The sequence below is a fragment of the Streptomyces sp. NPDC030021 genome, from assembly GCF_055574035.1.
Genome location: NZ_JBVIAH010000022.1, coordinates 18412 through 41816 on the forward strand (window position 1 = coordinate 18412; position 23405 = coordinate 41816).

Here is a 23405-nt window from a genome sequence, read left to right on the forward strand (position 1 = left end):
TGCCGTGCGTTTGCGGGGCCGCCCGGAGCGGTTCGGTCAGCTCGGCACGGCGGCTGACGCTGTGACCGCGGAGGTGAAGTCGGGCTGCACTCCGAGCTGGGCGAGCATGACGCTGAGGCCGACGTAGCAGTTGAACTCCTTGATCCTGCCGTTCTCGACGTACCAGAAGTCGGCCGTGGGGATGTTGAGCTCGGCGCCGGTCGGTCGGATGGTGCCGGCGGGTGTCTCGAACGGCCCGGTGAAGGTGCCCTGGATCGTCAGCTCGACGGCGACGGCGTTGTCCATGACATGGAATCGGTGCAGTTCGCGGTGCACGTCGGGGGCGAGCGCTCCCATGAAGGCGACCAGATCGCCAAGGTGCTCACCGCGGTAGCTCTCGCCGGCGACGACGTTGTTGAAGACGCCGTCCTCGGCGAACAGGTCCACGAAGCCCTGCACGTCCAGGACGCTGCCCTCGGCGGCTCGGTACGCCGCCCGGACCACGGTCTCCGCGTCGGTGTTCATGGTGCCCTCCCGTGTCGAGAGAATCCATTCAAACCCTTGATTGAAATTGTGGAAGGGTATGGCTGTCTTGTCAAGCAACCGATTGAATTCATCGTGTCGTGGGGTCGCTGTGGCCCGTTCGCCCAGGTCAGCGGCTTATCGAGTGCCCCGAAACGCCCCAGCCACCACGGGGATGAGCATCCGCTCCACCCGCTCGGCGGGCTCGGCGGCCAGTTCGGTACCGATGGGCGCCAGTGCGAGCCAGTTCAGCATCCCGGCCGCGCAGCGGACACGGAAGGCGAGCTCCCGCTCGTCGACCTCGGGAAGGTTCGCCGCCAGTACCCGCACCGCCTGCCGTCGGGCCTGCTCGAACTTCCCGGCCAGCCTCTCCCACCCCTCGGGCGGATCGATCCCCACCCGCGCCACGGTCCGTATCACGGCCAGATCCCGCCCCCCGCTCACGAGCGCGCTCACCATCGGCCGTGCGAAGGCCTCGGCCAGCCCGCTCAGCGTCGCGTCCCCCGCCAGAGCGTCGAGCTCCCGGATCTGCGCGTCCAGGTACCGCTCCAGCGCGTGCTCGATCGCCACATCGCACAGCGCCTTCAGTGACCCGAAGTGGTAACTCACCGCGGCGACGTTGGCTCCGGCGTTCTGGGTGATCTCGCGGAGGGTCACCCCGTCCTGCCCCCGCCGTGCGAGCAGCTCGAGAGCAGCCGCCAGCAGATCGTCCCGCGTTCGCTGACCGGCCTCGCGGCGAAGGTCCGTTTTCTCTGGCCTCACGATAGAACTCAAGCGACTGCTTGACTTCATTGTCAAGCGGTCGCCTGAACCGGACTTTCGGCTCTCGGCGCGACGCCGGTGCTCCTGGGAGGAGCGCAGAGGTGGTTCGTGCCCGCGTGACGGCGTCGTGGAGGGCCTTCGGGTCGTCCGCGTGCAGCCGGTGCCGGCTCCACGAAGAGGACGTCCCCCAGGACGCCGGCGCCGTGGGCGGGAAGCGCGCCGCCAGTGCGTCGGGCGGACAGGTCGTCAGCTCCGCCGCGCCACGGGCCATCCGCTCCCGGCCCGCGTCGTCAGCGAGGACGTCCCCGTACCTGTTCGAGTCGCAGCCCGTGCCTGAGCCCAGTGGCATCCCGGCCCGGAGCAATCACCGAGCTCGCGGGACGGTCCCCCGGAGAGGAGATCGAGATGACCACTGCGTCCGAGAAGCACATGACCCTGCTGCGCACCGCGTACCAGGCGGTGGAGAGCGGCGACCTCGACGCGGCCGAGCAGATGCTGGCGGAGGCCTTCATCGCCAACGTGCCGGGCAGCCCCGCGCCGCTGGTCGGCCGCGACGTCTGGCGCCTGGGCACGCAGGCGATGAAGGACGCCTTCCCCGACCTGAAGATCAAAGTCCGCGACATCTTCGGCGTCGGCGACAAGGTGACGGTGCTGGTCCACTTCGAGGGAACACATCAGGGCGCGTTCCAGCATTTCGAGGCGACGGGTCGGCACATCAGCTTCGGAAGTATCGAGGTCTACCGCATCGAGGGCGACAAGATCGCCGAGGAGTGGGTCGCCCCGGACCTGATCAGCCTCATGCAGCAGATCTCGCCCGCCGCCGATCACTGACCCAGGCCGGGCCGCCTGCTGCGCGTCAGGGATCCGGCGGATGAATCAGTTGTTCGTGTGGCACCGGCTCTTCCGCCGCCCAACCGACCCTCCGTAGGGGTGTGACCGAGATACGGGTCGAAGAGATCGCCGAGAAGATCACCAGCGTCGGCGGGCACGGCGTCCCCGTCCGCACCGACCACAGCCGGCCGGAGGACGTCCGTGCCCTGGTCGACCGGATCGCTGCCGAGCAGGACGGCCGGCTGGACATCCTGGTCGACTCCGTCCGCGCGACGATCCGCTGACCGACTGGGAGCACCGTCTGCGTGTGGCGGGCAAACCACCAGCAGAAAGAGGAGCAGGGTGGCCTGAAACGAGCCGGCCGTCGAGTCGTGCCCGCACGGCTCCGTCGGACCCCCGCCCCGAGTAGCGGTCTAGCATGAAAAGCAAGCCTTCATCTCCAGGCCTGAGCCGCAGCGGCAGGGAGGCCGGTATGGCGTTCGACACGACTGGTTTCGAGCAGGCGGACAGCCGCTACATACCGATCTCCGAGCACGGACTGATCGGCGATCTTCGTACGACCGCCCTGGTCGGCACGAACGGCACCATCGACTGGTACTGCTGCCCGCGCTTCGATGCGCCCAGCGTCTTCGGGTCCATCCTCGACGCCGACCGGGGCGGCTCGTTCGAGCTGGCCGCCGAGGTCCCGACACGCACCCGGCAGTTCTACTTCCCCGACACGAACGTCCTGATCACGCGGTTCTTCGCCGCAGACGGCGTGGCCGAGATACAGGACTTCATGCCCGTGGTCGACGAGTCGCGGGAGGCGGCTCGGCACCGGCTGATCCGGCGGGTGATCTGCGTCCGCGGAACCCTCCCCTTCAGGGCACGGATCGCCCCCCGCTTCGGCTACGGCGCCGAAGCGCACACCACGCACCTCGAAGGCCACACGGCGGTGTTCCGCTCCCCGAAACTGACCCTCGCGCTGACCACCACCACACCCCTGGAAACCGACGGCCTGGACGTGTGGTCGCACTTCAAGCTCCTTGAGGGCGAGTCCCACGTGTTCGCCCTCGACCAGATCGGCGACGGTGTCCCGCCCCGGGCGTGCCCACGCGCCGAGGCGCAGGAGCAGGCCGAGGCGACCGTCCGGTTCTGGCGCCATTGGCTGGCCGGTTCGCAGTACCACGGGCGTTGGCGGGAGATGGTGAACCGCTCCGCTCTGGTGCTCAAGCTGCTCACCTACGCGCCGACCGGTGCGATCGTCGCCGCCCCGACCACCAGCCTGCCCGAGCAGATCGGCGGCGGGCGCAACTGGGACTACCGCTACGTCTGGGTCCGCGACGCCGCCTTCTGCGTCTACGCGATGCTGCGCCTGGGGTTCACCTCGGAGGCCGAGGCGTTCATGGGGTTCCTCTCCGAGCGGGGCATCCTGCGGGGCACGGGGGAGAACGGTCCGTTGCAGATCATGTACGGCATCGACGGGCGCAGCGAGCTGCCCGAGTACGAGCTTCCGCACCTGGAGGGATACCTCGGATCCGCACCGGTCCGGGTGGGCAACGCCGCCACCGGACAGCTCCAGCTGGACATCTACGGCGCGCTGATCGACTCGATCTACCTCTACGACAAGTGGGGGCAGCCGATCAGCAGTGACCGCTGGGACGAGGTCGGTGCCGTGGTGGACTGGCTGTGCGAGCACTGGGACCAGCCCGACGAGGGAATCTGGGAGACCAGGGCCGGCCGGCGGAACTTCGTGTACTCGCGGCTGATGTGCTGGGTGGCGCTGGAGCGGGCGATGCGCATGGCGAACCGCCGCGGTCTGCCGGCGGACCTGCCCCGCTGGCGGGAGTCCCGGGACGCGATCTACCGGCAGATCATGCGGCGAGGCTGGTCGGCCGAGCGAGGGGCGTTCGTCCAGGGGCTGGACGACCACGTGCTGGACGCCTCGCTGCTGATGATGCCGATGGCCAAGTTCATCTCGCCCACCGACCCCAAGTGGCTCTCCACCCTGGACGCCCTCACCACGGACCTGGTCTCCGACTCGCTGGTGTACCGCTACGACCCGACTGCCAGCCCGGACGGCCTGCACGGCCCCGAGGGCACCTTCTCGATCTGCTCCTTCTGGTACGTCGAAGCACTGGCCCGCGCAGGCCGGCTGGAGGAGGCACGGCTCGCCTTCGAGAAGATGCTCACCTACGGCAACCACCTCGGTCTGTTCGCAGAGGAGATCGGCCCGACCGGAGAACAGCTGGGCAACTTCCCCCAGGCCTTCACCCACCTCTCGCTGATCAGCGCCGCCTTCAACCTCGACCGCGCGCTGGGCTGACGCAGCATCACCGTCGGGACGGAGGTGCCCGACACGTCACCGCGGGTCGACGACCGGCCCTCATCGAGGTCGATGTCGGCGGGGAACGCCGACTGCCGCGGCATCGCGTCGGGGTTCTCGCACTGTTCGGCACTCACGGAGCCTCTCCCTGCGGGCGACGTGCGCCGGCAGGTCGCACTGTCAGCCGAGACGGCCCGTGGCATCGAGAAGGCACGCCTGTCCGCAGAGGATCGGTTCTGCGGGTGTCCCGGCCGTGCGAATCACCCTGGTCCGGTGATGCCTCCTCACCTGCCTGGTGGAAGGGATCACAGTGGCCCGCCTCCCGGCAGGAGGTCGCCGGCCGAAGGGAGATCCTCCGTGAGCGCCGAACAGCGAGAGAGCCTCGAAGCAAGCGGCAGCTCGCGTCACCGTCCAGCGCAACGCAGAGCCCGCGCTGTCCCTGCAGCCCATCCTCCCGGCGCATGACCCGGATCGTGAACGACAGGAGTTCGACATGAGCGAAACAGTCGACCGGAACGCGAAGACCATCGCAGAGTTCCGGGCGAACGAGGGCAGGGTCGGCGGGGTCTTCGAGGGCGCTCCGCTGGTCCTCGTCCATCACCGCGGCCGCAAGAGCGGGCAGGAGCACGTCACCCCGATGATGTACCTCCCCCACGACACCGCGCCGGACATCCTCTACGTCTTCGCGACCAAGGGCGGAGCACCCACCAACCCGGATTGGTACCGCAACCTGACCGCCGCCGGTGAGGGCACCGTCGAACGCGGCACCGCGACCTACCGGGTGACCGTCCGCGAACTGACCGGCGCCGAACGCGACCGCATCTACTCCGAACAAGCGCGGCGTTACCCCGGCTTCGCTCGACCGAGCTGGCGTCTACGGCCAGCCGATCGCCGTCGTGGTGGCCACGACGGCGGAGGCTGCGGCCCACGGCGCGTCCCTCGTCGAAGCGGCGTACGCCCGTCAGCCGGCCCTCACCGACTTCGGGGACCCCCGCGCGGCGTCGGTCACGGCGCCGTCGAACCCGGACTACAGCCGCGGCGACCCGGACGGCGCCTTCGGATCGGCGGACGCCACGGTGGACCTCGAGTTCACCATCAGCCGGGAGAACCACAACCCGATCGAGCTGCCCTCGACCATCGCCCGCTGGGACGGTGGCAGGCTCACGCTCTGGGACAAGTCCCAGTGGGTCCAGGGCGCGGCCCGCACCGTGGCCGGCGCGCTCGGCATCCCCGAACAGGACGTCCGGGTGCACTGCGAGTACGTAGGCGGCGGATTCGGCAGCGCCATCCGCGCCTACGACCACGTCGTCCTGGCCGCGTTCGCGGCGCGGCAGGCCAAACGGCCCGTCAAGATCGCGCTGTCGCGGCGCCAGTTCTACTACGGCACCGGCTCCAGTACGACTGCGTCGAGGGAACCAACCAGCACTTCCGACTCGGCTGAGACAACGCCGCCGCCATGGCACTCCTGGGCTTCGAGGTCTCCCGGCCGGCCCTCGCAGCCGTCCGGGGTCCCTGCGAAGGCGGACGAGCGTGACCGGCAGGCGGTCGGCTCGGCTTCTCCTGTCGCGGGAGTTCCGCGACAGGAGAAGCCGAAGGGCAACCGTCAGGTGCGGTACGCGTAGTAGACCGCGTCCGGGTAGGACGCGATGATGCTCGCGAGGGACTTACGGTAGGTATTGGTGGAGTGGTAGGTGAGGTACGGCATTCCTGCGCTGCTGCGGTACGTCACCATCATGGAGTGGTCCTTGGACCCGTCCTTGTTGAAGTCCACCTGCACGATGTCACCGACGTCCGTCTGGTACACGTTGGCCAGATTCGCGGCCCGCTGGTTGGACAGCGTGAACCATGCCCACTCGTTCGCGCCGACCCAGGAATCGGACTGGCGGGCTCCGTCGTACCACCAGTTCCGGTAGTCCGACGTGGAGCCCGGAACGGCCTTCCAGCCACCCGCCTTCAGCGCCTGGCTGATGAAGTTGGTGCAGTCGCCCCCGGCGCCGTTGAACTTGCGGTACGCCGGATTGTAGTTGCTCCAGTACTTCTCCGCGTACTTCGCCATGGCGGCGTAGTCGTAGGTACCGCCGGTCTTCGCCTTGGGCTTGGCCGGGGCGGGGTACTTGGTGGACGCGGGCGTGCCGTCCGGGTACTGGTTGCCGTCGTCGTTGACGACGTTCACCTTGGTCGCCACCGGCTCGTTGATCGCGACGGGGCCGCTGTCCTGAGACTTGATCGATGTCAGTTCCCAGCCACCGCCCCGCTTGCTGGTGAGCGTCAGTTCGTAGCGCGTCCGGAAGTCGGTGGTGGCCGGCTCGTCGCCGCGCAGTTTCTTGTAGGTGAGCGTGGTCTGCTCGGTGACCTGGACGGTCGCCTTCCCGCCTGCGACCGTGGCACGGTCGACGGCGACGCGGGTGTCGGCGCCCGTGTAGGCCTCGCCGAGATCCGCGAGCCGTGTTCTGCGGGACCGCAGCGACGAGATCGCGGCCTCCTCGTCCTTCTTCAGCTGGGCCGACATCCGCGTCTTCGCAGGGGTCTGGCCGGAATTACGGCGCCCTGGCTGTTCCTCGACCAGGGCCTGGGTGCGCTCGGAGAGCACGTCGTCGGCCATGCGGGCGAAGGCTTCGGAGGTGGCGGGATCGGCCGCCTCGGGCCCGGTGCCTGCACTCGCCGAGTACGCCAACATGCTGCCGGACGCCAAGGCTACGGTCAGGGCCGCAATGGCGGCGGGCCTGAACCTCTTAGGTATCACTGTGGTTCCCCTTGTCACCCGGTACACACGAACCGGGGGACGGCATCGTCGCACAACTGGGCGACACTTTCGTTGCGTTCCGTTTCGGCGACGGCCGCCAGGCGCAGCGGCCCCGCCTGTAGTGCCGGTCTGCCTCCGCTTCGCCACTGCGGACGAACCGCCCGCCCGTGGCCGGGATGAGGCCACCACCCCGCCGGCCTCACAGAAAATACATCTAGTGCTCTGACCGCATAGGTTCACCGGTTTGGGGTCAGGCTGCGTCGGTGAGGGGGCGTCCGCCCCAGCGGATGGCTTTCGCGCTGCGGATGCGGGCGCGTTCCTTGCGTTCGGCGGCGAGGACATCTCGGTGACGGGCGTTGGCGTTGCGCCAGCGCAGGTAGCGGTGCAGCTCACGGGTCTGGACGGTGTGGTTGGGGTGGTTCGAGTTGGCCAGGGTGAACTGCCGCAGGGGTCCGAAGTGTGCTTCGATCGGGTTCGCCCAGGAGGCGTTGGTCGGGGTGAAGCACAGTTCGACCCGGTTCTTCCTGGCCCAGGCGCGGATCTTCGCCCCCTTGTGGGCGGACAGGTTGTCCATGATCACGTAGATGGGTGCGCCGTCGGGTCGGGCCGCACGGATCGATCTCAGCGCGGCCAGGGACTGGGCAGAGCCCTTGTGACGGCGGTTGACGCCCCACAGGGTGTCGTCGCCGATGGAGTAGCAGCCGTGGAAGTAGGTGACGCCGTGGGTGCGGTGGTAGGTCGCCGGGATGCGGTCGGGCTTGGTCTGGGCAGCCCAGCAGGAGCCCGCGGTGGGGCGGATTCCCAGCGGGCCGAATTCATCGAAGGCGAACACCCGGTCGGGGAAGTGCTCCAGCACGTGTTCGATGCGGTCCAGTTTGACTTCGCGTTGAGGGTCGGTGGACTCCTTCCACGTCTTGGTCCGTTGGAAGGTGACGCTGCGTCGGGCGAGCAGGCAGCGCAGGGCCTCGCGGCCGATGCGGATGACGTGGCCGTGGCATTTCCGCAGGTAGGCGACGAGTTTGCGCAGTGACCAGCGGGTGAAGGGCTGGCCGAGCCTGGCGGGGCGGGTGGTGGCCGTCTTGATGACGAAGTCCTCGTCGTCAGGGCTGAGTAGGCGGGGACGGCCTCCCGCCCACTGAGGGTCCAGTGCGGCCAGGCCGATCTCGTTGAAGCGGTGAATGACGTCGCGCACCGTGTCCTCGTCCGCCTGCACGAGTTGGGCGATGACCGGCACGCGGTTACCGCCGGCGGAGGCCAGCAGCATCATCGCGCGCCGGTAGCGCACCGAACTGGTGCTGCCCCGCCGCACGATCTGCTGCAGCCGCTGCCCCTCCTGATCGGTCAGTCTTCGCGCGCGTACTGGCTCGGCCATCGCGACCCCCAGGGCAAGTTGTGCCATCCGCGGTCCGGCCCTGGACTCGCGGCTGGCCTAGCATCTCGTGCCATGAACAAAGCCGAGAACGTCTTGGAGTGGCTGCAGGCCTGGTACTCCGCACAGTGCAACGAGGACTGGGAGCACGAGTGGGGCGTCAAGATCGAGACGCTCGACAACCCCGGCTGGTCCGTCCGCATCGACCTGGAGGACACCGACCTGGAGGGACACGACTTCCCCCGCCAGGACCTCAAACGCAGCAAGAATGACTGGGTCATGGCCCGGACCTCCGACATGACCTTCGACGCCGCATGCGGACCAGGCAACCTCACCGAGGTACTCGTCCTCTTCCGCAGGTGGGCGATGGAGAACACGCCCAGCGAACGGTAAGACGGCCCCAACCTGATACCTCCAGCTCCGGACACCACCCCAAGCCGGTGAACCTATGCGGTCAGAGCACTAGTGTGTGCGGGAAAGCACAGCACAGGGGGCATTCGCAGTGGATAGGCAGGATTCGGCTGCAAGAAGGCAAGCGCGGGGCGGGCGGGCGGCTCCGGAGGGCACGGGCGGGGTCCGGTCGGGCCGCCGGGACAGGTCAGGGGCCCGCCGCCGTCCCCGGGAGGGAGCCGGCCGGCTCGGTGCCCTGGCACCGGCCGTCGATGTGGCGCGTACGCAACTACGGCGCCTGCGGCCCGCCTTCCCGAGACCGGGCCGCACCGGCTGGCGCCGGTGGATACCCTCGTGGCGCCAATGGCTGGGTGCCTGCCTGTACGCGTTCATAGCCATGACGGGCTTCGTCACCTACGCCTACGCCACCACGGAGATACCCGACGACATCAACTCGTTCGCCACGCAGCAGGACAACGTCTATTACTGGGCCGACGGCACCACGATGGCCCGGACGGGCTGGGTCAGCCGGCAGGAGATGCCGCTGGACAAGGTCCCTCCCAAGGTCCAGGAGGCCGTCCTGGCAGCCGAGAACGCGAGTTTCTACTCGGATCCCGGAGTCTCGCCGGCCGGCTTCCTGCGCGCTGTGAGCGCCGCGGTGACCGGGGGCGAGACCCAAGGCGGGTCCACCATCACCCAGCAGTACGTGAAGAACGCCTACCTGAACCAGGACCGCACCCTCTCACGGAAGTTCACCGAGATCCTGCTCGCGGTGAAGCTGGACAACCAGAGGGACAAGAAGCAGATCCTCCAGGACTACCTCAACACCAGCTGGTTCGGGCGCGGCACCTACGGCATGCAGCGGGCGTCCCAGACGTACTACGGCAAGGACGTCTCGCAACTCAGCGTCAGCGAGGGCGCCTTCCTGGCCTCCCTGCTCAAGGGCGCCGGACTGTTCGACCCCGCCCTCAGCCCGGAGAACCACGAGCGGGCCGTCGAGCGGTGGTCGTGGATCCTGGACCGCATGGTCGAGACCGGCCGGCTCACGCGCGCCGAGCGAGCGACCTACACGGAGTTCCCCGAACCCACGGGTGGGTCCCTTCCCGGCGCTCCCGGCGCGCAGACCGGCTACCTGGTCGAGCTGGCCAAGGCGTACGCGATCAAGACCGGCCACATCCCGGACGCCGAGTTCGACCTCGGCGGCTACCAGATCTACACGACCTTCGACAAGGCCCGCATGACGGCCCTGACCGGTGCCGTCCAGGAGGCGCAGAAGGACTTCGACGCCGAGCGGCGCCCCGACACCGACAAACACGCCAGGATCGGCGCGGCGAGCGTGGCCCAGGACGGGCGGCTGCTCGCGGTGTACGGCGGCCCCGACTACCTGAAGCAGGGCTTCAACGAGTCGAACGCGACGACGATCCCGGTCGGCACGGCGCTCACGCCGTTCGTCTACGCCGCTGCGCTCGACGAAGGGGTGGTGCGCACGCGCGGCAAGGACCGCACGCCCGTCTTCCCTTCCACCATGTCCGACGGCAACGACCAGGTGACCGTGCAGACGCCCGAGGGCCCGTACTGGGACCGCAGCGGCAAGGTGGTGAAGGGCCGCAACGACGGCGGCCGCAACTGGGGTCAGGTGACCCTGAGCCAGGCCGTCGCCAACTCCATCAACACCCCCATGCTGCAGCTCGGCCTCGATGTCGGCCTCGACCGGGTGGAGTCGTTCGCCGAGCGTTCGGGCTTGCTCGGATCGAGCCTCGGGCCGCGGATTCCCGCGTTCGCACTCGGGGAGAACTCGACCCCCAGCGCGATCCGCATGGCCGGCGCTTATGAGACGTTCGCCGCCGACGGCATGCACACCGATCCCTACTCGGTGCGCTCGGTCACCCGCAACGGCGCCGCGGTGCCGCTCGATGCGCCGAAGCCGACCCGGGCCGTGAAAGCCGAGACGGCCCGCGCGGTGACGGACGCCCTGCGGTCCGCCGTCACCGAGGGGTCGGCGAAGGCGGTGGCCAAGGTGCACTCCGGCACGGCGGGCAAGACGGGAACAACGGCAGCGAACACGGCGGGCTGGTTCGTGGCCAGCACCGAGAACGAGTCCACGGCCGTGGTGGTCTACCGGATGTCGTTGACCGATCTGGTTCCGCAGCCGCTGACGGGTCTGGGCGGCGACGCCCCGAACACGCCCGGCAGTGACCGGGCGATGCGCCTGTGGGCGAACTACGTCAAGGCGGTGAAGTAGGCCGGGCGGCGCGCGCCGCCCGGCGGACGGCGGCTGCGGGGCCCGGCAGCCCGGCAGCCGCCGGGGCCGGCTACTTGATCAGCGCGGGCCAGTCCGGCACCTGCGCCGGGTCGAGCATGCGCAGCTGGCCCAGAACCTTCGGGTCCTGGGCGTCGAGCCAGTCCGCCAGCTCCCGGAACGACACGCAGCGCACGTCCTGGCGCGGGCAGACGTCCTTCATGACGTTCTCGACGGCCTTCATGTAGATGCCGCCGTTCCAGTCCTCGAAGTGGTTGCCGATGAACATCGGCGCCCGACTGCCGTTGTAGACACGGTTGAAGCCGTTCATGTACGAACCCCGGACCTGCGCCTGCCACCCTGCGAACTTCGCCGGGTCGCCCTGGGTGCTGTCGCCCGACTGGTTGTAGAGGAAGTTGAAGTCCATGGAGAGGACCTGCACGTCTTTGCCCTGCAACGGCACGAGCTGGAGGGGAAAGTTCCATATGCCGTCCTGCTTGGACGGCCACAGCTGGAAGTCTCCCGAGGAACTCGCGTCGTAGCGCCAGCCGTACGGCTTGATCGCGGTCAGGAGGTTCTGCTGGCCCTCAAGGCACGGGGCACGGCCGCCGACCAGTTCCCGGTCCGGGTCGAAGGGCAGCGGCGCCTCCTTGGTGAAGCCGGTGTTGGTCTTCCAGTTCTTGATGAACGAGTACGTCTGGTCCGTCTCGCTCTTCCATTCGGTGGGGCTCCACTCCCCGCCGCCCTTGGGCCCGCAGAAGTGCCCGTTGAAGTGCGAACCGATCTCGTTGCCGTCGCTCCAGGCGCCGCGCAGCTGTCCGAGGGTGGACTTGATGTGCGGGACGGTCGGGTACGAGATGGCGGCCGCCCCCTCGCTGTGCTGCGGCGGGTGGTAGAGCGCCTTCTTGCTCTCCGGCAGCAGGTAGATGCCCGTGAGGAAGAAGGTCATGTGGGCCTTGTTCTCCCGGGCCACCTGGCGGAAGTGGGAGAAGAGGTGGTCGTCGCCTTCCAGTGCGCCGTCCCAGGAGAACACCACGAACTGCGGCGGCTTCTCACCGGGCTTCAGCCGCTCGGGCTTGAGCTGCCCCGGCTGCGGTCCGGTATAAGAGGTGGAGCCGTCTCCCAGGACCTTGACCTTGCCGTCCCAGGCCTCCTCCGTTGCCTTGGCGGCGGCGGCCCCGTCGGCCGCAGCACCCGGTGCCGCGAGCTTCGCGTCGAGCTCGGTGGTCCCGGAGGGGCCCGCCATGAAGGTGTACGCGGTGGCGGCGGCCGCGCCCAGGGCGATCACGGCCACGCCTATGCCCATGCGCCTGCGGTTCTGTGCCTTCCTGCGGACGTTGCGGCTGCTCCGGGATTCCGCCCGGGTACCTGCAGTGGCTTCGGTGTCGGCCATCGAAATCGTCTCCCCCTGCTCACCGCAGCAGGGCCGCGCGTGGATGGTTCGTACGAATATAGAACTTGTCGGCACTCATCCCGCACCCTGAGCCCCTCCCGTACGACGCTTCACAGCCAAACCACAGCTCCCGACGAGGAGATCGTCCCGTTCCGCCACAGAGCCGCACCCGGCGGGTGCGGCTCTGTGAACTGTTGTCTCAGCTGATCGCGATGTCGTCGATGTAGCCGCGGTAGCTGCCGGAGCCCGGATCCTTCTGGTCGTAGCCGACCAAGATCCGGCTGATCTGCTTGCCCGCCTTCTCGTCGAGGCTGACCGTGACGTAGTTCCAGGTGTCGAGGGTGAGGGCCGTGCACTGTTCGGCGGGGCTTGCCCGGTGGCCCCTTTGGTCCCAGGACCAGCTGTCACGCAGGGTGCTGCCGTCGGTGAACACCAGGTCCACGGCGGCGCATGCGCTGTTTCTCGACCCGTCGGCGACCGCGGCGGCGGTGGCGTGGCTCTGCGGGTAGATCCAGTAGCTGAGGGCCTTTCTGTCAGGCATCGCGGTGCCGATGGCCAGCGGGCTGCTGCTCAGGTCGTAGACCTTCATGTAGGCGTCGGCGTGGTCCGTGCCGGTCCGGCTGGAACCGGAGTACGCCAGTGCGCCGGTGCCGGTGTGGGCGGTTCCATCACTGCGGATGCCTGCCTGAGGGCCGTCGACGTTGTGGAGGCCTCCACCGGCCGTGTCGACTGCGTGGGTCCAGGCCGGTACCGGGTCGCCCGACTCGAAGCCGGAGCGGAAGCTGCCGACCGTGGCCGGCTTTTGCGGCGGCTGGACGGGAGCCGGCGCGGGCTGATCCGGTGTGGTCATGCTCCGGGTCGGTCCGTCACTGATGCAGGCGGGCTGCCGTACCCATCGGCCGTTCTCGTCGAGCTTGTCCTCAGCGACACCCGAGTCGTACATCATGGTGGCCCCCGAACCGGCGGGGTAGGTGACGGTGATCTCGGCGTCGGTGGAGTAGGTCCACTCGTCCCAACTGCCCTTGGCGAAAACGAACCGGCCGGTGTAGGTCTTGCTGACCGGGAAGGCCTTCACCCAGGTCGTGGAGTGTGCAGGCGCCGCGGGGACCACGGCGTGGTAGGTCTTCTCCTCCGTGTTGGTCGTGCCGGTCTGTACCGAGTGGGTGATCAGCTGGGATGCCTCGACCGCGAAGTCGGCGTGCCAGAAATCACTGGAGGAACCCAGCTTGACGGTGATGGTTTCCTTCGTGCCGTTGGCGATGGAATCCGTTGTGATGGTGGAGGTGCTGTTGGTCACCTTGTAGTCGACGGTGGTCGACGGGATCGCCGCGTCGGTGTGCTGTGCCTGCAGGCACAGGGCCACCCCTGCGTCGTTGCCGGTCACCGCCGCCTGCGTCTGGCTGTAGCTGCAGTACGGGTAGGCCGAATGCGCAAGGACGGCGGCATCACATTTGGTCAGCGCGTATTTGGCGGCCCAGTCAGTGGTGAAGTCCTTCCCGCCGCCGAAGCGGGAGCCCCACAACTGGTTCTCCTTGCCGTGACACAGCCACATGTTCAGGTAGTCGGAGTGGCCGGCGAGCCAGCTGCTCGCCACGTCCATGCATTGGTCGTCGACCACGTTGCGGATCATGAACTTCGTTCCCGAGTCTTTGGACTGACCCGGCTCGAAATACCAGTACTGATACTTCTGGGAGCCGTCGCACCGCTGTTGCTCCACAGGCCGGATCCGCCACGTGGAGTCCCACCATCCCGGCATCAGGCACAACCCGGAATTCGTTTTGATCTGGAAACTTCCGTCACCCTGCGGTTGCAACGAAAACACCTGGTTGGAGCCGTCGTTGCGGTCATAGGCCTGCAGCCACGCCCCGGAATCGGACGAACTCCAGGGCACATCCATCGCCCGCTGGTCCTTGGCGAGCATGAAGACACAGTCCTCGGCGCTCTTGCCGTCACCGGCGTAGCGGCACTGGTGGGACGTCTCGCCGGCCGCCTGCGCCTGCTGGGCCCCCGCCCCCAGTAGGGCGGCAACCAGTGCGAAAATCGTCGACACCAGGACCCCGATGGGTACCGGGGGTCTGGGTCGCCGCCTCCTGGGCACGTGAGCCCGAACGGCATCGCTGCTGTGCATCTGCCACTTCCTCCTTCGTCCGGTCCGACGGTCCTGCGAGGAGGGAGCCGTCGTAGCACCGCCAAAGTAGGAACGCGCAGCTGCCGATACATCCGTCACCTGACGTAGGAATGCCTGGGGGAGCGGCGGGTGTGTCCGGGCCAGGGCGATCGGGTGTGGCAGGCCGACGCCGGAGAAAGGCGCCCCGGATTGACCGTCCGGCCTCCGAAGCCTCTTATGAAGCTCAAATGTGCGCCACCCGGTACGTATCGCAACGGGACTGCGTCTATTGTCTGCTGTCGTGGAGTCAGCTCGACGGGTCGCAGCCCGGCGCGTGTGACTCGCAGAGGCGCGGCCTTGGCCGAATTGCGGGAATGCGACCGTCACCACCTGCTGCCGGGGAAGGGCAGTCAGTCAGAGGCCGCTACCTCTCGTGGGGCAGCCGACTCTTCTGGATCCGACACCGCGGTACCGCCGGTCGGGTCCGGCGCAAGGCTGCCTGGTTCAGCAGGCAGATGGCATCACTACGGGAGAGACGGCCGTGCAATTCTCGGGGCATCGCCTCGTCGGACGCGATGCCGAAACGGCGGTCCTCACCACTCTGGCGGTACGTGCCGCGCGCGGCTCGGGGCAGGCCGCGTTCATCGCCGGCGAGGCCGGGGCGGGCAAGACGGCGCTGCTCCGGTGCGCGGCGGCAGACGCCGAAGGCGCCGGCCTCCAGGCGTTGTGGGGATCGGCGCAGGAGCTGGAGGCGCATCGCCCGTTCGCGTTGATGTCGGCCTGCCTGGGCATCGATGACGGCCCTGTGGACCCGCTGCGGGCGCGGGCCGCCGAAGTCCTCCTGGGGCAGGCTCGGTACGGGCTGCCGGGCACGCCGGGAGGCGCGGATTTCGCCACCGTGGAGGCCATGTGCGTTCTGGTGGAGGAGATCTGTGCGCAGGGGCCCGTGGCGCTCTTCCTCGATGACCTCCAGTGGGCCGATCGGGCCAGTGTGCTGGTACTGCAGCGGCTCGTGCAATCGGTGGCTCAGTTGCCGCTGCTGATCGTCGGGGCGCTTCGCCCGGTTCCCCGGGTGGTCGAGGTCGACGTACTCGCCCGCGGGCTGCGAGGCAGCAATCGCACGGTACTGCAGCTCGGTCCGCTGGCCTCCTCGGCCGTGCCCTTGTTGCTGGCCGACACGATCGGGCATGAACCCGGCCCTCGATTGCTTCGGCTGTGCGAGGGTGCGGCGGGCAACCCGCTGTACCTGGGGGAGCTGATCGCTGCCCTTCAACGGGAAGAGGCGATCACGATGCACGGGGGCGTCGCAGAGGTCACGGCCGATTGCCCCGTTCCGGCGATCGACACGCTGATCACTCACCGGCTGGCGTATCTGCGTGACGAGGTCCTGCAGGTGTTGCGCGCGGCGTCCGTGCTGGGAGCCGGCTGCACGCTGCACGACCTTGCAGCAGTACTGGAGGCGCCGGCCCATGTCCTGCTCGCCGGCGTCGCTGATGCCGAAGCGGCCGGAATCCTGACCCCCGACGGCCCACGTGTCGTCTTCCGCCATGACCTGGTACGCCAAGCTCTGCACGACGCCGTGCCGAGTTCAGTGCGCTCGCTGCTGCACATCCGGGCCGCGCAGGCTCTGACCCGTGCCGGGGCGGCGCCCGAGCGAGTCGCCGGACATCTGCTGGAAGCCGCTCCCCCGGACGGGGAGTTCCTGGTCCCCTGGCTCACCGGGTCCGCAGCGCAGCTCACCGCGCGTGCGCCCGGCCTGGCCCTGCGGCTGCTGGGCACGGCGCTGGAGATCGCCGATCCCGCCGACCCCCGCTACGAGCAGTTACGTCTGCACCGTGTCGTCGCGCAACTGTCCTCAGGTCTTCTGGCCGAGGCAGAGGAGAGCGCCCGCATCGCTCTGGCCAGACCTGCCGATTCCGGTCTGGCAGACCTGTTCCGCTGGATCATCGTGCAGGCCGCGTTCGCGCGCGGCCGCCCCGACGTCGCTCTGGCAGAAACCCGTCTCGCGTGCGGAACAACGGGGGCGGCCACAGTCGATGCGGTCCGGTTCCAGGCATTTGCCTCGGTATGCCTCTTCGCCCTGGGGCGGCTGCCGGAAGCGGGAGCCGTGGCTGCCGCTGCGCGGCGAGCGGCTGCCGAGCTGGGCGACGCAACGGCCTTGGCCTATGCCCTGCAAGTGCTGGCCGCCAAGCATTTCCTGGAGGCCCCGGGCCTTGAAGCACTGGAGCTCGCCCGTCAGGCATCGCGTCTGACACCCGACACGATCCATCCGGCGCAGTGGCTCGGGCTGCAGCTCGCGCTGGCCAATTGCTACATGGAGCTGGATCTGACCCCGGACGCGGAGCGCACCTTGGCGAGCGTCCGCCCGAGCGCCGAGGACCTCGGGGGTGTGTTCCTGCCGTGGTACCACCTGTCCTGTGCGCTGCTGGCCTTCCATGCCGGCCGGTGGGAGGACGCGATCGCAGAGGTGGACGCAGGCCTCGACCCCGGCGTCCACTTCGCAATGAGCCGGGCGCTGAGAGCGCTGGCGGGGGCAATAGCCGTCCATCAAGGCCGGCGGGACGACGCCGAGACCCACATGCGCCAGGCTGCAGCGGCACAGGACAGCGGAACGGTCTCCTGGTTCTACGAGTACGTCCTCTTGTGCACCCAGGCCCTGCTGGACGAGGCGCAAGGGCATCCCGAGCGCGCCTTCCGCCGCCTGGCGCACAGCTTCGATGCCGGAATCGGGCATCTGCCCGGTCAGCTGATCCTCAGCTTCCTGACACCGGATCTGGTCCGACTCGCGCTTGACCAGGGCGACTCGCCGGCAGCCCGGCGTTACGCGCAGGCGGCGCGCTCGCGTGCCGCACACAGCAGCGCTCCCTACCATCTGGGGGACGCCTGCCGGTGCGAAGGGCTCATCGCACAGGATCCGGAGCTGCTGCTGGAGGCAGCCCGTCACTACCGTGAAGCCACACGGCCGCTGAACCAGGCGCACGCCCTCACCGACGCCGCCGAACTGCACGCGATACGCGGCCGGCCCTCCGACGGCCGCGCCCACCTCGACCGAGCCCTGGCGATCTACGCCGGCCTGGGCGCAGTCTGGGACGCGGCACGTGCCACCGCCCGCCTTCGCGCGGTCTCCGTGAGCCGCGGCACCCGAGGCCCCCGCAACACCGCCCGCCTGGGATGGGAAGCACTCACCTCCACCGAGCGCATCATCGCCGGTCACGTCGCTGCCGGACACTCCAACCCCGAAACAGCCGCCCGCATGTGCATCTCGCGCCGAACCGTCAGCACCCACGTCTCCAACATCCTGCGCAAGCTCGGACTGACCTCACGAGTGGAGCTGGCCACCGAGGTGATCCGCCGCAAGAGCCCGCCCGAACACCAGCAGCCTTGAACCGTCGATGTCGTCCTTCGCGGGGGCTGTACGGGGGATCAGCCGTGTTCGAGCTCGCGGAGGAGTTCCTCCGCCCTCGGCCACGGGCCATGGCCGGAGGCGGGGTTGAGGTGGCCGACATCGCCGAGTTCCACGAGGCGGCCGCCCCAGTGCCGGGCCAGCTCGGCCACTCGCTCGACGGTGCCCAGCGGGTCGTTCGAGCTGGCCGCGACGATGCTGGGGAAGGGCAGCGGCGAACGGGGCACCGGGTTCCAGCCGTTCTCGTCGAGCACGCCGGTGGTGGGGTAGCCCTCCGGCAAGGGCTGCCCGAAGTCCGGCGGCGTCACCAGCAGCGCCCCCTGGACCTGCACCTGTGCCGGGTGGCGCCGGGACCAGTGGACGGTGGTGATCACACCGGCGCTGTGGGCAACCAGTACGACGGGCCCCGCGATCTGCACCATCACCTTGTCCAGTGCGGCGACGCCTGCCTCGCAGCTCAGCCGGTCCTGCGTCAGCGGGGGAACGGTGCGGACGCTGCGCCCCGCCTCGGTGAGCCGATCCGCCAGCAGGGTCTGCCAGTGCTCCTCGACGTGGTCGCGCAGACCGGGGACGATCACGACCACCGGCCCGGTGGTACGGCTCATGAGGACACCTCCGTCTTCTGCGGCTCCGCCACCGGAGCGACTCCGGTCAGACGGTGCATGTCACGCTCGTAGGAGTGGCGGCCGATCAGGAACGCCGCGGTGGCCCCGATCGCCACGAGCGGGACGAGCTGGAACGCGCCGAGCAGACCGAGCCGGTCCGCGAGCATCCCCGTGACCGCGGGGCCGGGGGCGAGTCCGAGCAGGCTCTGGGCCAGCGTGAGCGTGGCGAACGCCGTCGCGGCGATGGCCGCGGGGGTCAGGTTCGCCACCATGGCGGCCCCGGGCCCGGCCGTTCCGGCGCAGAGCAGGGTTCCCAGCCCCAGCGTGAGCAGCTGCACGGGGCCGGCCGGCAGGCGGAACGCAGTCATCAGCAGGACGAGGGAGCCCACGCTGCAGCTGATGGCGACGGCCCACTTGCGGATCGGGACGCGACGGCTGATCCGGTCCGAGGCGATGCCTCCGGCGATCATGCCGATTCCGATCATCAGGGCGAAGAGCCCTGCGGTCGCCCCGGCCTTCGCGGTGGGCATGTCGTAGTAGCGGTTGAAGTAGCTGGGCAGCCAGGCGATCAGGGCGCCTGCGATGAACAGTTGCAGACCACTGCCGATGTAGGCACTGACGACCGAGACGGAGGAGAACAGCCGCGGGAGGAGCACGCGGAGGCGGTCGCGTTCATCCGTGCGGGCCCCGCCCTCCGCGGGATCCTGCTGCGGGGCCAGGCGCTTCTCCGTGACCACCACGGCGTAGATGCCCGCGAGCACCAGGCCGAAGACGCCCATCACGCCGAACGCCCAGCGCCAGCCGTACGCCTGGGCCACGGCGCCGCCGATGGATACGCCCAGGACCGAGCCGAAGGCCCCGCCGGCGATGAAGGCCCCCGAGAGCGTCGCCCGTAGGGCGCGCGGGAAGACGCTGAGGACCACGGCGATACCGACACTGCCGTACGCGGCCTCGCCGATGCCGACGAAGAGCCGGCCGGCGAACATCTGGTCGTAGCTCGCCGCCACCGCACAGCCCAGGGTTGCCAGGCTCCACATCGTGGCCGCGATGACCAGGGATCTCACCCTGCCCCATCGGTCGGCCAGCAGCGAGAGCGGGAGGGTGAGCAGACCGACCGCCAGCGCCACGATGCCGCTGAGGGAGCCCAGTTGGGCGTCCGAGAGCAGCCAGTCGGCCTTCAGCATCGGGAAGACGGCGTTGAGGACCTGCCGGGACATGTAGTCCGAGAGCAGAAGTCCGAAACTCAGTGCAAAGACCACCCAGGCGTAGCGCCGGGACACGGGCCACTCCGAGGAACCGGAAACGGTTCTGCCCGGGGCGGGTTCCGCAGTGGTGAAAAACCCCATTGTCATCACCTCAACTGCTCTTGGCGGAAAGGGAAAGGGTCAGAACGGTCTGTCGCCGACGATTCCGGCGCGCTCCATCTTGCGGACGGCGGGCCAGTAGTCCTGGACGGCGTAGTGCTGGGTGGAGCGGTTGTCCCAGATGGCGACGCTGTTCGGCGTCCAGCGCCAGCGCACCTGGTACTCGGGGACGGCGGCCTGGCTGATCAGGTAGTTCAGCAGGAGGCCCGCGCCGGGGGCGTAGTCCGTCCCGAAGCGCACGTTCTCGGGGGTGTGGTAGTTGACGAAGTGCGTGGTGAAGGCGTTGACGAAGAGGATCTGTTCGCCCGTCTCGGGGTGGGTGCGCACCACCGGGTGCTCCGCGTCGGGGAACCGCGCCGCCAGCGCGTGACGCTTCTCCTGCGGCATGGCGGCGCCGAAGGCGGCCTCGATGCTGTGCCGGGCCCGCAGTCCCCGGATCTGTGTCTTGATGTGCTCCGGCAGCCGGCGGTGGGCCTCGGCCATGTTGACCCAGATCGTGTCACCGCCGACCGGGGGCGACTCGATGCACCGCAGCACGGCGCCCATGGGCGGGTTCTCGCGCCAGGTGGCGTCGGTGTGCAGCGCGTTCTCGTAGTGCTCCGGCGCGCTGTCCAGGTCTTTGTAGATCCGTACGAGGCCGGGGTTGTCGGGGTCGCTGCCGGCCACCGGGTGGTCCTCCAGCAGGCCGAAGCGCTCGGCGAAGGCGACGTGTTCGGCTCGCGTGATGTCCTGTTCCCGCAGGAACAGCACCTTGTACTGCAGGAGCAGGGCCTTGATCTCGGCGAACAGGTCGTCGTCGCGGACGGCGTCGCCGAGGTTCACTCCGGAGAGTTCGGCGCCGATGGTGCAGGTCAGCGGCTCGACCTTGATCGAGCCGCGGGAGTGGGCGCGCACCGGCGAGGGTGCGCCTCCCGGCGAAGAGACGGTCTTTTCCATGGTGCTTCCTCCTGGAGAGGGTGGAGACGCGCGTGATGCGGCAGCGGCTCAGAGGACGAAGACGGACGATCCCGTGGTCCGCCCCGACTCCAGCTCGCGGTGTGCCCGTACGGCGTCGTCGAGCGCGTAGCGCTGGTTGATCTCGATGGCGATGCGTCCGGAGGCGACGTGGTCGAAGAGCTCTCCCGCCAGCGCCGCTCGCTCCGCAGGGTCGGCGATGTAGTCGGCGAGAGCCGGCCGGGTCACGAACAGGGAGCCGCTGACCGCCAGTTGCATGGCGTCGATGGGCGGGACCGGCCCGGACGCCGTACCGAAGCAGACCAGCAGACCGCGACGCCGCAGCGAGGCCAGCGAGGCGGCGTAGGTGGACCTGCCGATGCTGTCGAAGGCGACCGGGACGCCGACGCCGTCCGTCAGTTCGCGCACCCGCTCGGCCACGTTCTCGCGCTGGTAGCGGATGACGTGGTCGCAGCCGTGGGCGCGGGCGAGCTCGGCCTTCTCCTCGGTGGAGACGGTGCCGATGACGGTCAGCCCGAGCAGCCTGGCCCACTGGCAGACGATGAGGCCGACACCGCCCGCCGCCGCGGTCAGCAGGATCGTGTCCCCGGCCTTCAGCGGGTGGATCCTGCGCAACAAGTAGGCGGAAGTGAGGCCGCGCATGGTCATCGCGGCGGCCGTCTCGAAGCCGATGCCGTCCGGCAGCCGGATCAGGGAGCCGGCGGGCATGACCCGTTCCGTGCTGTAGGCGCCGAGCGGGCTTCCCGTGTACGTGACCCGGTCGCCCTCGGCGACATGGGTGACGCCTTCGCCCACCGCCTGGACCACCCCCGCGGCCTCGACACCCAGTCCGGCGGGCAGCGGTGCGGGATACAGGCCGCTGCGGAAGTAGGTGTCGGCGAAGTTGAGTCCGACGGCCTCGTGCCGGATCCGTACCTCGCCCGGACCGGGGTCGCCGACGGCGACCTCTTCCCAGCGCAGGACGTCGGGACCGCCGGTCTCCTTGAAGCGAATGGCGTGAGCCATGGGCGTGCTCCGTTGTTCGTGGGAGGTGGGGAAGAGAGGAACGGGCCGCCGGTGCCGCGGGCCCCGGCAGCCCCGTGGGTCCGCAGCCGCGCGGCTGCACGGCGGCGTGGTGGTCCCGTGCCGCGATCAGACGACGCGCAGCATGGGGCCGCGCTGACCGGGACGGCGGTTCGGCACCATGCCGAGACGGGCCAGCGTCTCGTCGGCCCCGGAGTAGTGCTCGCCGAGCTTGTAGATCTTCTTGGCCTCGGCGCCCGTCGCGATGTCGCGGCCGAGCGCCTCGGAGATCTGCACCATCTGCTCGATCTGCTCGACGGTGGTCATGCGCTCGCCCTTGCGCCGCCACAGGTTGTCCTCGTTGCCCACGCGCACGTGCACACCGAGCGCGATGCCGATCGCGTTCATCGGCGCCACCGCGCGCATGGAACTCTCGATGGTGAGGACGGCGCCGTCCGGGGTGCGACGGACGAACTCGATCAGATCTGCCGGGTGCCGGCCCGCGAAACCGCCGCCGATGGCCACGTAGTTGAGGATCAGCGGGCCGGTGTGGACGCCGGCCCGGATGAGCCGCTCCACGGTTTCGAGCTGAGCCAGCGTGGCGAGCTGGAAGTGCGGCTGGATGCCGTTCTCGCGCAGGCGCTCCAGGTGTTCCAGGTAGAAATCGGGGCCCGCCTCGACGACCATGTCGCGGTAGGCCTTGTAGTACTCGGGCTTCGCGATCGAGGTGCCTGCCAGGTCGTCGTCGGTCATGATCTCGACGATGTTCATCTGGCTGGTGTTGATCGCGATCGTCACCTGGTCCGGCGCGGGGTCGAGGTCGGCCAGCAGGTGGCGGGTGTCGTAGCTCAGCCACTTGGCCTCGCTGCCCTCGTCCTCCGGAGCGAACGAGATCGAGCCGCCGATCTGCAGGACCATGTCCGGTACGGCCTGGCGCAGCCGGCCCAGCAGCTCGTTGAACATGGACATCCGCTTGGAGCCCTTGCCGTCGAGCTCGCGTACGTGGATGTGGAGCACGGTGGCCCCGGCGTTGTAGCAGTCCACGGCCGCCTGTACGTGCTCGTCCATCGTCAGGGGGAGGTCGTCGGCGTCGCCGGGCAGCCACTCCGGCCCGTAGGGAGCGGCCTGGATCACCAGCTTTTCCTGGTTCTCCGGGAAGAGTGAGTCGTCGTGGAAATGCACGGTCCGTCTCCTTCGTGCGATCGGTGATCACTCGCCGGAAGCATCGCCGCGTGCGATGCGAGGGGCTGGGATGTCCGGCGAGGATGAATGCGGGTCACCGGGGACAGGGGGCGCATGGCGGCCCTCGTACGATCGACCGGTCCGGAGGAAGCGTGCATAGGGGAACCCGCTTCCGTCCGGCGGCCGACCGCGTCTCTGCGGTGGTGCCAAGGTAGGGGCGGGCAACGGCGATCGCTTGACTCTCAGGGACAGATA

18 protein-coding genes and 1 pseudogene are annotated in these 23405 nt (G+C 69.0%); 8 read left to right on the forward strand and 11 right to left on the reverse strand.

What is annotated here, in order from left to right; all coding sequences use genetic code 11:
• Nucleotides 1–36: 36 nt before the first annotated feature.
• Complete coding sequence (locus ACZ4YL_RS33195) at nucleotides 37–504, reverse strand: ester cyclase (RefSeq protein WP_468121511.1); 468 nt, start codon at nucleotides 502–504, stop codon at nucleotides 37–39.
• A 135-nt stretch (nucleotides 505–639) separates the two neighbouring features.
• Nucleotides 640–1263, reverse strand: a complete 624-nt coding sequence (locus ACZ4YL_RS33200; protein ID WP_468121512.1) for a TetR/AcrR family transcriptional regulator — start codon at nucleotides 1261–1263, stop codon at nucleotides 640–642.
• A gap of 405 nt (nucleotides 1264–1668) precedes the next feature.
• Here ACZ4YL_RS33200 and ACZ4YL_RS33205 point away from each other — a divergent pair, with 405 nt between their 5' ends.
• From ACZ4YL_RS33205 to ACZ4YL_RS33225, 5 genes and pseudogenes are all read left to right on the forward strand, one after another.
• On the forward strand, nucleotides 1669–2094 hold the full coding sequence (locus ACZ4YL_RS33205) for an ester cyclase (RefSeq protein ID WP_468121513.1): 426 nt from the start codon (nucleotides 1669–1671) through the stop codon (nucleotides 2092–2094).
• Between the two features lie 101 nt (nucleotides 2095–2195).
• The gene (locus ACZ4YL_RS33210) at nucleotides 2196–2378 is read left to right on the forward strand and encodes a hypothetical protein (RefSeq protein WP_468121514.1); all 183 of its coding nucleotides are present in this window, start codon (nucleotides 2196–2198) and stop codon (nucleotides 2376–2378) included.
• Nucleotides 2379–2566: 188 nt separating this feature from the next.
• Nucleotides 2567–4399 carry a glycoside hydrolase family 15 protein gene (locus ACZ4YL_RS33215; protein WP_468121515.1) on the forward strand — a complete coding sequence of 611 codons (1833 nt, stop codon included), beginning with the start codon at nucleotides 2567–2569 and terminating at the stop codon, nucleotides 4397–4399.
• A 493-nt stretch (nucleotides 4400–4892) separates the two neighbouring features.
• A pseudogene (locus ACZ4YL_RS33220) lies at nucleotides 4893–5201 on the forward strand (nitroreductase family deazaflavin-dependent oxidoreductase); the annotation flags it as partial.
• A gap of 94 nt (nucleotides 5202–5295) precedes the next feature.
• On the forward strand, nucleotides 5296–6021 hold the full coding sequence (locus ACZ4YL_RS33225; RefSeq protein ID WP_468121516.1) for a molybdopterin cofactor-binding domain-containing protein: 726 nt from the start codon (nucleotides 5296–5298) through the stop codon (nucleotides 6019–6021).
• On the opposite strand, the gene ACZ4YL_RS33230 is transcribed toward ACZ4YL_RS33225, so the two are convergent.
• Together ACZ4YL_RS33230 and ACZ4YL_RS33235 are read right to left on the reverse strand one after the other, a co-directional pair.
• Complete coding sequence (locus ACZ4YL_RS33230) at nucleotides 6003–7076, reverse strand: amidase domain-containing protein (RefSeq protein WP_468121517.1); 1074 nt, start codon at nucleotides 7074–7076, stop codon at nucleotides 6003–6005. The two genes, ACZ4YL_RS33225 and ACZ4YL_RS33230, sit on opposite strands and share 19 nt — an antisense overlap.
• Before the next feature lie 316 nt (nucleotides 7077–7392).
• Nucleotides 7393–8514, reverse strand: a complete 1122-nt coding sequence (locus ACZ4YL_RS33235; protein ID WP_468121518.1) for an IS630 family transposase — start codon at nucleotides 8512–8514, stop codon at nucleotides 7393–7395.
• A 72-nt stretch (nucleotides 8515–8586) separates the two neighbouring features.
• Between ACZ4YL_RS33235 and ACZ4YL_RS33240 the strand changes: the two genes are divergently transcribed.
• Nucleotides 8587–8904 carry an immunity 53 family protein gene (locus tag ACZ4YL_RS33240; protein WP_362814654.1) on the forward strand — a complete coding sequence of 106 codons (318 nt, stop codon included), beginning with the start codon at nucleotides 8587–8589 and terminating at the stop codon, nucleotides 8902–8904.
• A 394-nt stretch (nucleotides 8905–9298) separates the two neighbouring features.
• Nucleotides 9299–11143 carry a transglycosylase domain-containing protein gene (locus ACZ4YL_RS33245; RefSeq protein ID WP_468121519.1) on the forward strand — a complete coding sequence of 615 codons (1845 nt, stop codon included), beginning with the start codon at nucleotides 9299–9301 and terminating at the stop codon, nucleotides 11141–11143.
• Nucleotides 11144–11213: 70 nt separating this feature from the next.
• Here ACZ4YL_RS33245 and ACZ4YL_RS33250 read toward each other — a convergent pair whose 3' ends face one another.
• Together ACZ4YL_RS33250 and ACZ4YL_RS33255 are read right to left on the reverse strand one after the other, a co-directional pair.
• Complete coding sequence (locus tag ACZ4YL_RS33250) at nucleotides 11214–12533, reverse strand: polysaccharide deacetylase family protein (RefSeq protein WP_468121520.1); 1320 nt, start codon at nucleotides 12531–12533, stop codon at nucleotides 11214–11216.
• 199 nt (nucleotides 12534–12732) lie between these two features.
• Nucleotides 12733–14583, reverse strand: coding sequence for a ricin-type beta-trefoil lectin domain protein (locus ACZ4YL_RS33255; protein ID WP_468121521.1), 1851 nt, complete (start codon nucleotides 14581–14583; stop codon nucleotides 12733–12735).
• 598 nt (nucleotides 14584–15181) lie between these two features.
• On the opposite strand from ACZ4YL_RS33255, the gene ACZ4YL_RS33260 reads away from it, so the two are divergent.
• Complete coding sequence (locus tag ACZ4YL_RS33260; protein WP_468121522.1) at nucleotides 15182–18025, forward strand: ATP-binding protein; 2844 nt, start codon at nucleotides 15182–15184, stop codon at nucleotides 18023–18025.
• 38 nt (nucleotides 18026–18063) lie between these two features.
• Here the strand turns inward: ACZ4YL_RS33260 and ACZ4YL_RS33265 are convergent, their stop codons facing one another.
• The 5 genes from ACZ4YL_RS33265 to ACZ4YL_RS33285 all read right to left on the reverse strand — a co-directional run bounded on the left by ACZ4YL_RS33265 (nucleotide 18064) and on the right by ACZ4YL_RS33285 (nucleotide 23150).
• Nucleotides 18064–18648, reverse strand: a complete 585-nt coding sequence (locus tag ACZ4YL_RS33265; RefSeq protein ID WP_468121523.1) for an RBBP9/YdeN family alpha/beta hydrolase — start codon at nucleotides 18646–18648, stop codon at nucleotides 18064–18066.
• Nucleotides 18645–19928 carry an MFS transporter gene (locus ACZ4YL_RS33270; protein WP_468121524.1) on the reverse strand — a complete coding sequence of 428 codons (1284 nt, stop codon included), beginning with the start codon at nucleotides 19926–19928 and terminating at the stop codon, nucleotides 18645–18647. The genes ACZ4YL_RS33265 and ACZ4YL_RS33270 overlap by 4 nt, the downstream gene beginning before the upstream one ends.
• Nucleotides 19929–20033: 105 nt before the next feature.
• Nucleotides 20034–20948, reverse strand: a complete 915-nt coding sequence (locus tag ACZ4YL_RS33275) for a TauD/TfdA dioxygenase family protein (RefSeq protein ID WP_468121525.1) — start codon at nucleotides 20946–20948, stop codon at nucleotides 20034–20036.
• Nucleotides 20949–20996: 48 nt separating this feature from the next.
• A complete protein-coding gene (locus tag ACZ4YL_RS33280; protein WP_468121526.1) occupies nucleotides 20997–21971 on the reverse strand; it encodes a quinone oxidoreductase family protein in 975 nt (324 codons plus the stop codon).
• Between the two features lie 126 nt (nucleotides 21972–22097).
• Complete coding sequence (locus ACZ4YL_RS33285) at nucleotides 22098–23150, reverse strand: beta-keto acid cleavage family enzyme (protein ID WP_468121527.1); 1053 nt, start codon at nucleotides 23148–23150, stop codon at nucleotides 22098–22100.
• Nucleotides 23151–23405 lie beyond the last annotated feature (255 nt).

Excerpts from the sequence above, each read along its gene's own strand:
- ACZ4YL_RS33195 (WP_468121511.1), bottom strand. The coding sequence starts at position 504 with ATGAACACCGACGCGGAGACCGTGGTCCGGGCGGCGTACCGAGCCGCC.
- ACZ4YL_RS33205 (WP_468121513.1), top strand. The coding sequence starts at position 1,669 with ATGACCACTGCGTCCGAGAAGCACATGACCCTGCTGCGCACCGCGTAC.
- ACZ4YL_RS33215 (WP_468121515.1), top strand. The coding sequence starts at position 2,567 with ATGGCGTTCGACACGACTGGTTTCGAGCAGGCGGACAGCCGCTACATA.
- ACZ4YL_RS33230 (WP_468121517.1), bottom strand. The coding sequence starts at position 7,076 with ATGTTGGCGTACTCGGCGAGTGCAGGCACCGGGCCCGAGGCGGCCGAT.
- ACZ4YL_RS33235 (WP_468121518.1), bottom strand. The coding sequence starts at position 8,514 with ATGGCCGAGCCAGTACGCGCGCGAAGACTGACCGATCAGGAGGGGCAG.
- ACZ4YL_RS33240 (WP_362814654.1), top strand. The coding sequence starts at position 8,587 with ATGAACAAAGCCGAGAACGTCTTGGAGTGGCTGCAGGCCTGGTACTCC.
- ACZ4YL_RS33245 (WP_468121519.1), top strand. The coding sequence starts at position 9,299 with ATGACGGGCTTCGTCACCTACGCCTACGCCACCACGGAGATACCCGAC.
- ACZ4YL_RS33250 (WP_468121520.1), bottom strand. The coding sequence starts at position 12,533 with ATGGCCGACACCGAAGCCACTGCAGGTACCCGGGCGGAATCCCGGAGC.
- ACZ4YL_RS33265 (WP_468121523.1), bottom strand. The coding sequence starts at position 18,648 with ATGAGCCGTACCACCGGGCCGGTGGTCGTGATCGTCCCCGGTCTGCGC.
- ACZ4YL_RS33275 (WP_468121525.1), bottom strand. The coding sequence starts at position 20,948 with ATGGAAAAGACCGTCTCTTCGCCGGGAGGCGCACCCTCGCCGGTGCGC.
- ACZ4YL_RS33280 (WP_468121526.1), bottom strand. The coding sequence starts at position 21,971 with ATGGCTCACGCCATTCGCTTCAAGGAGACCGGCGGTCCCGACGTCCTG.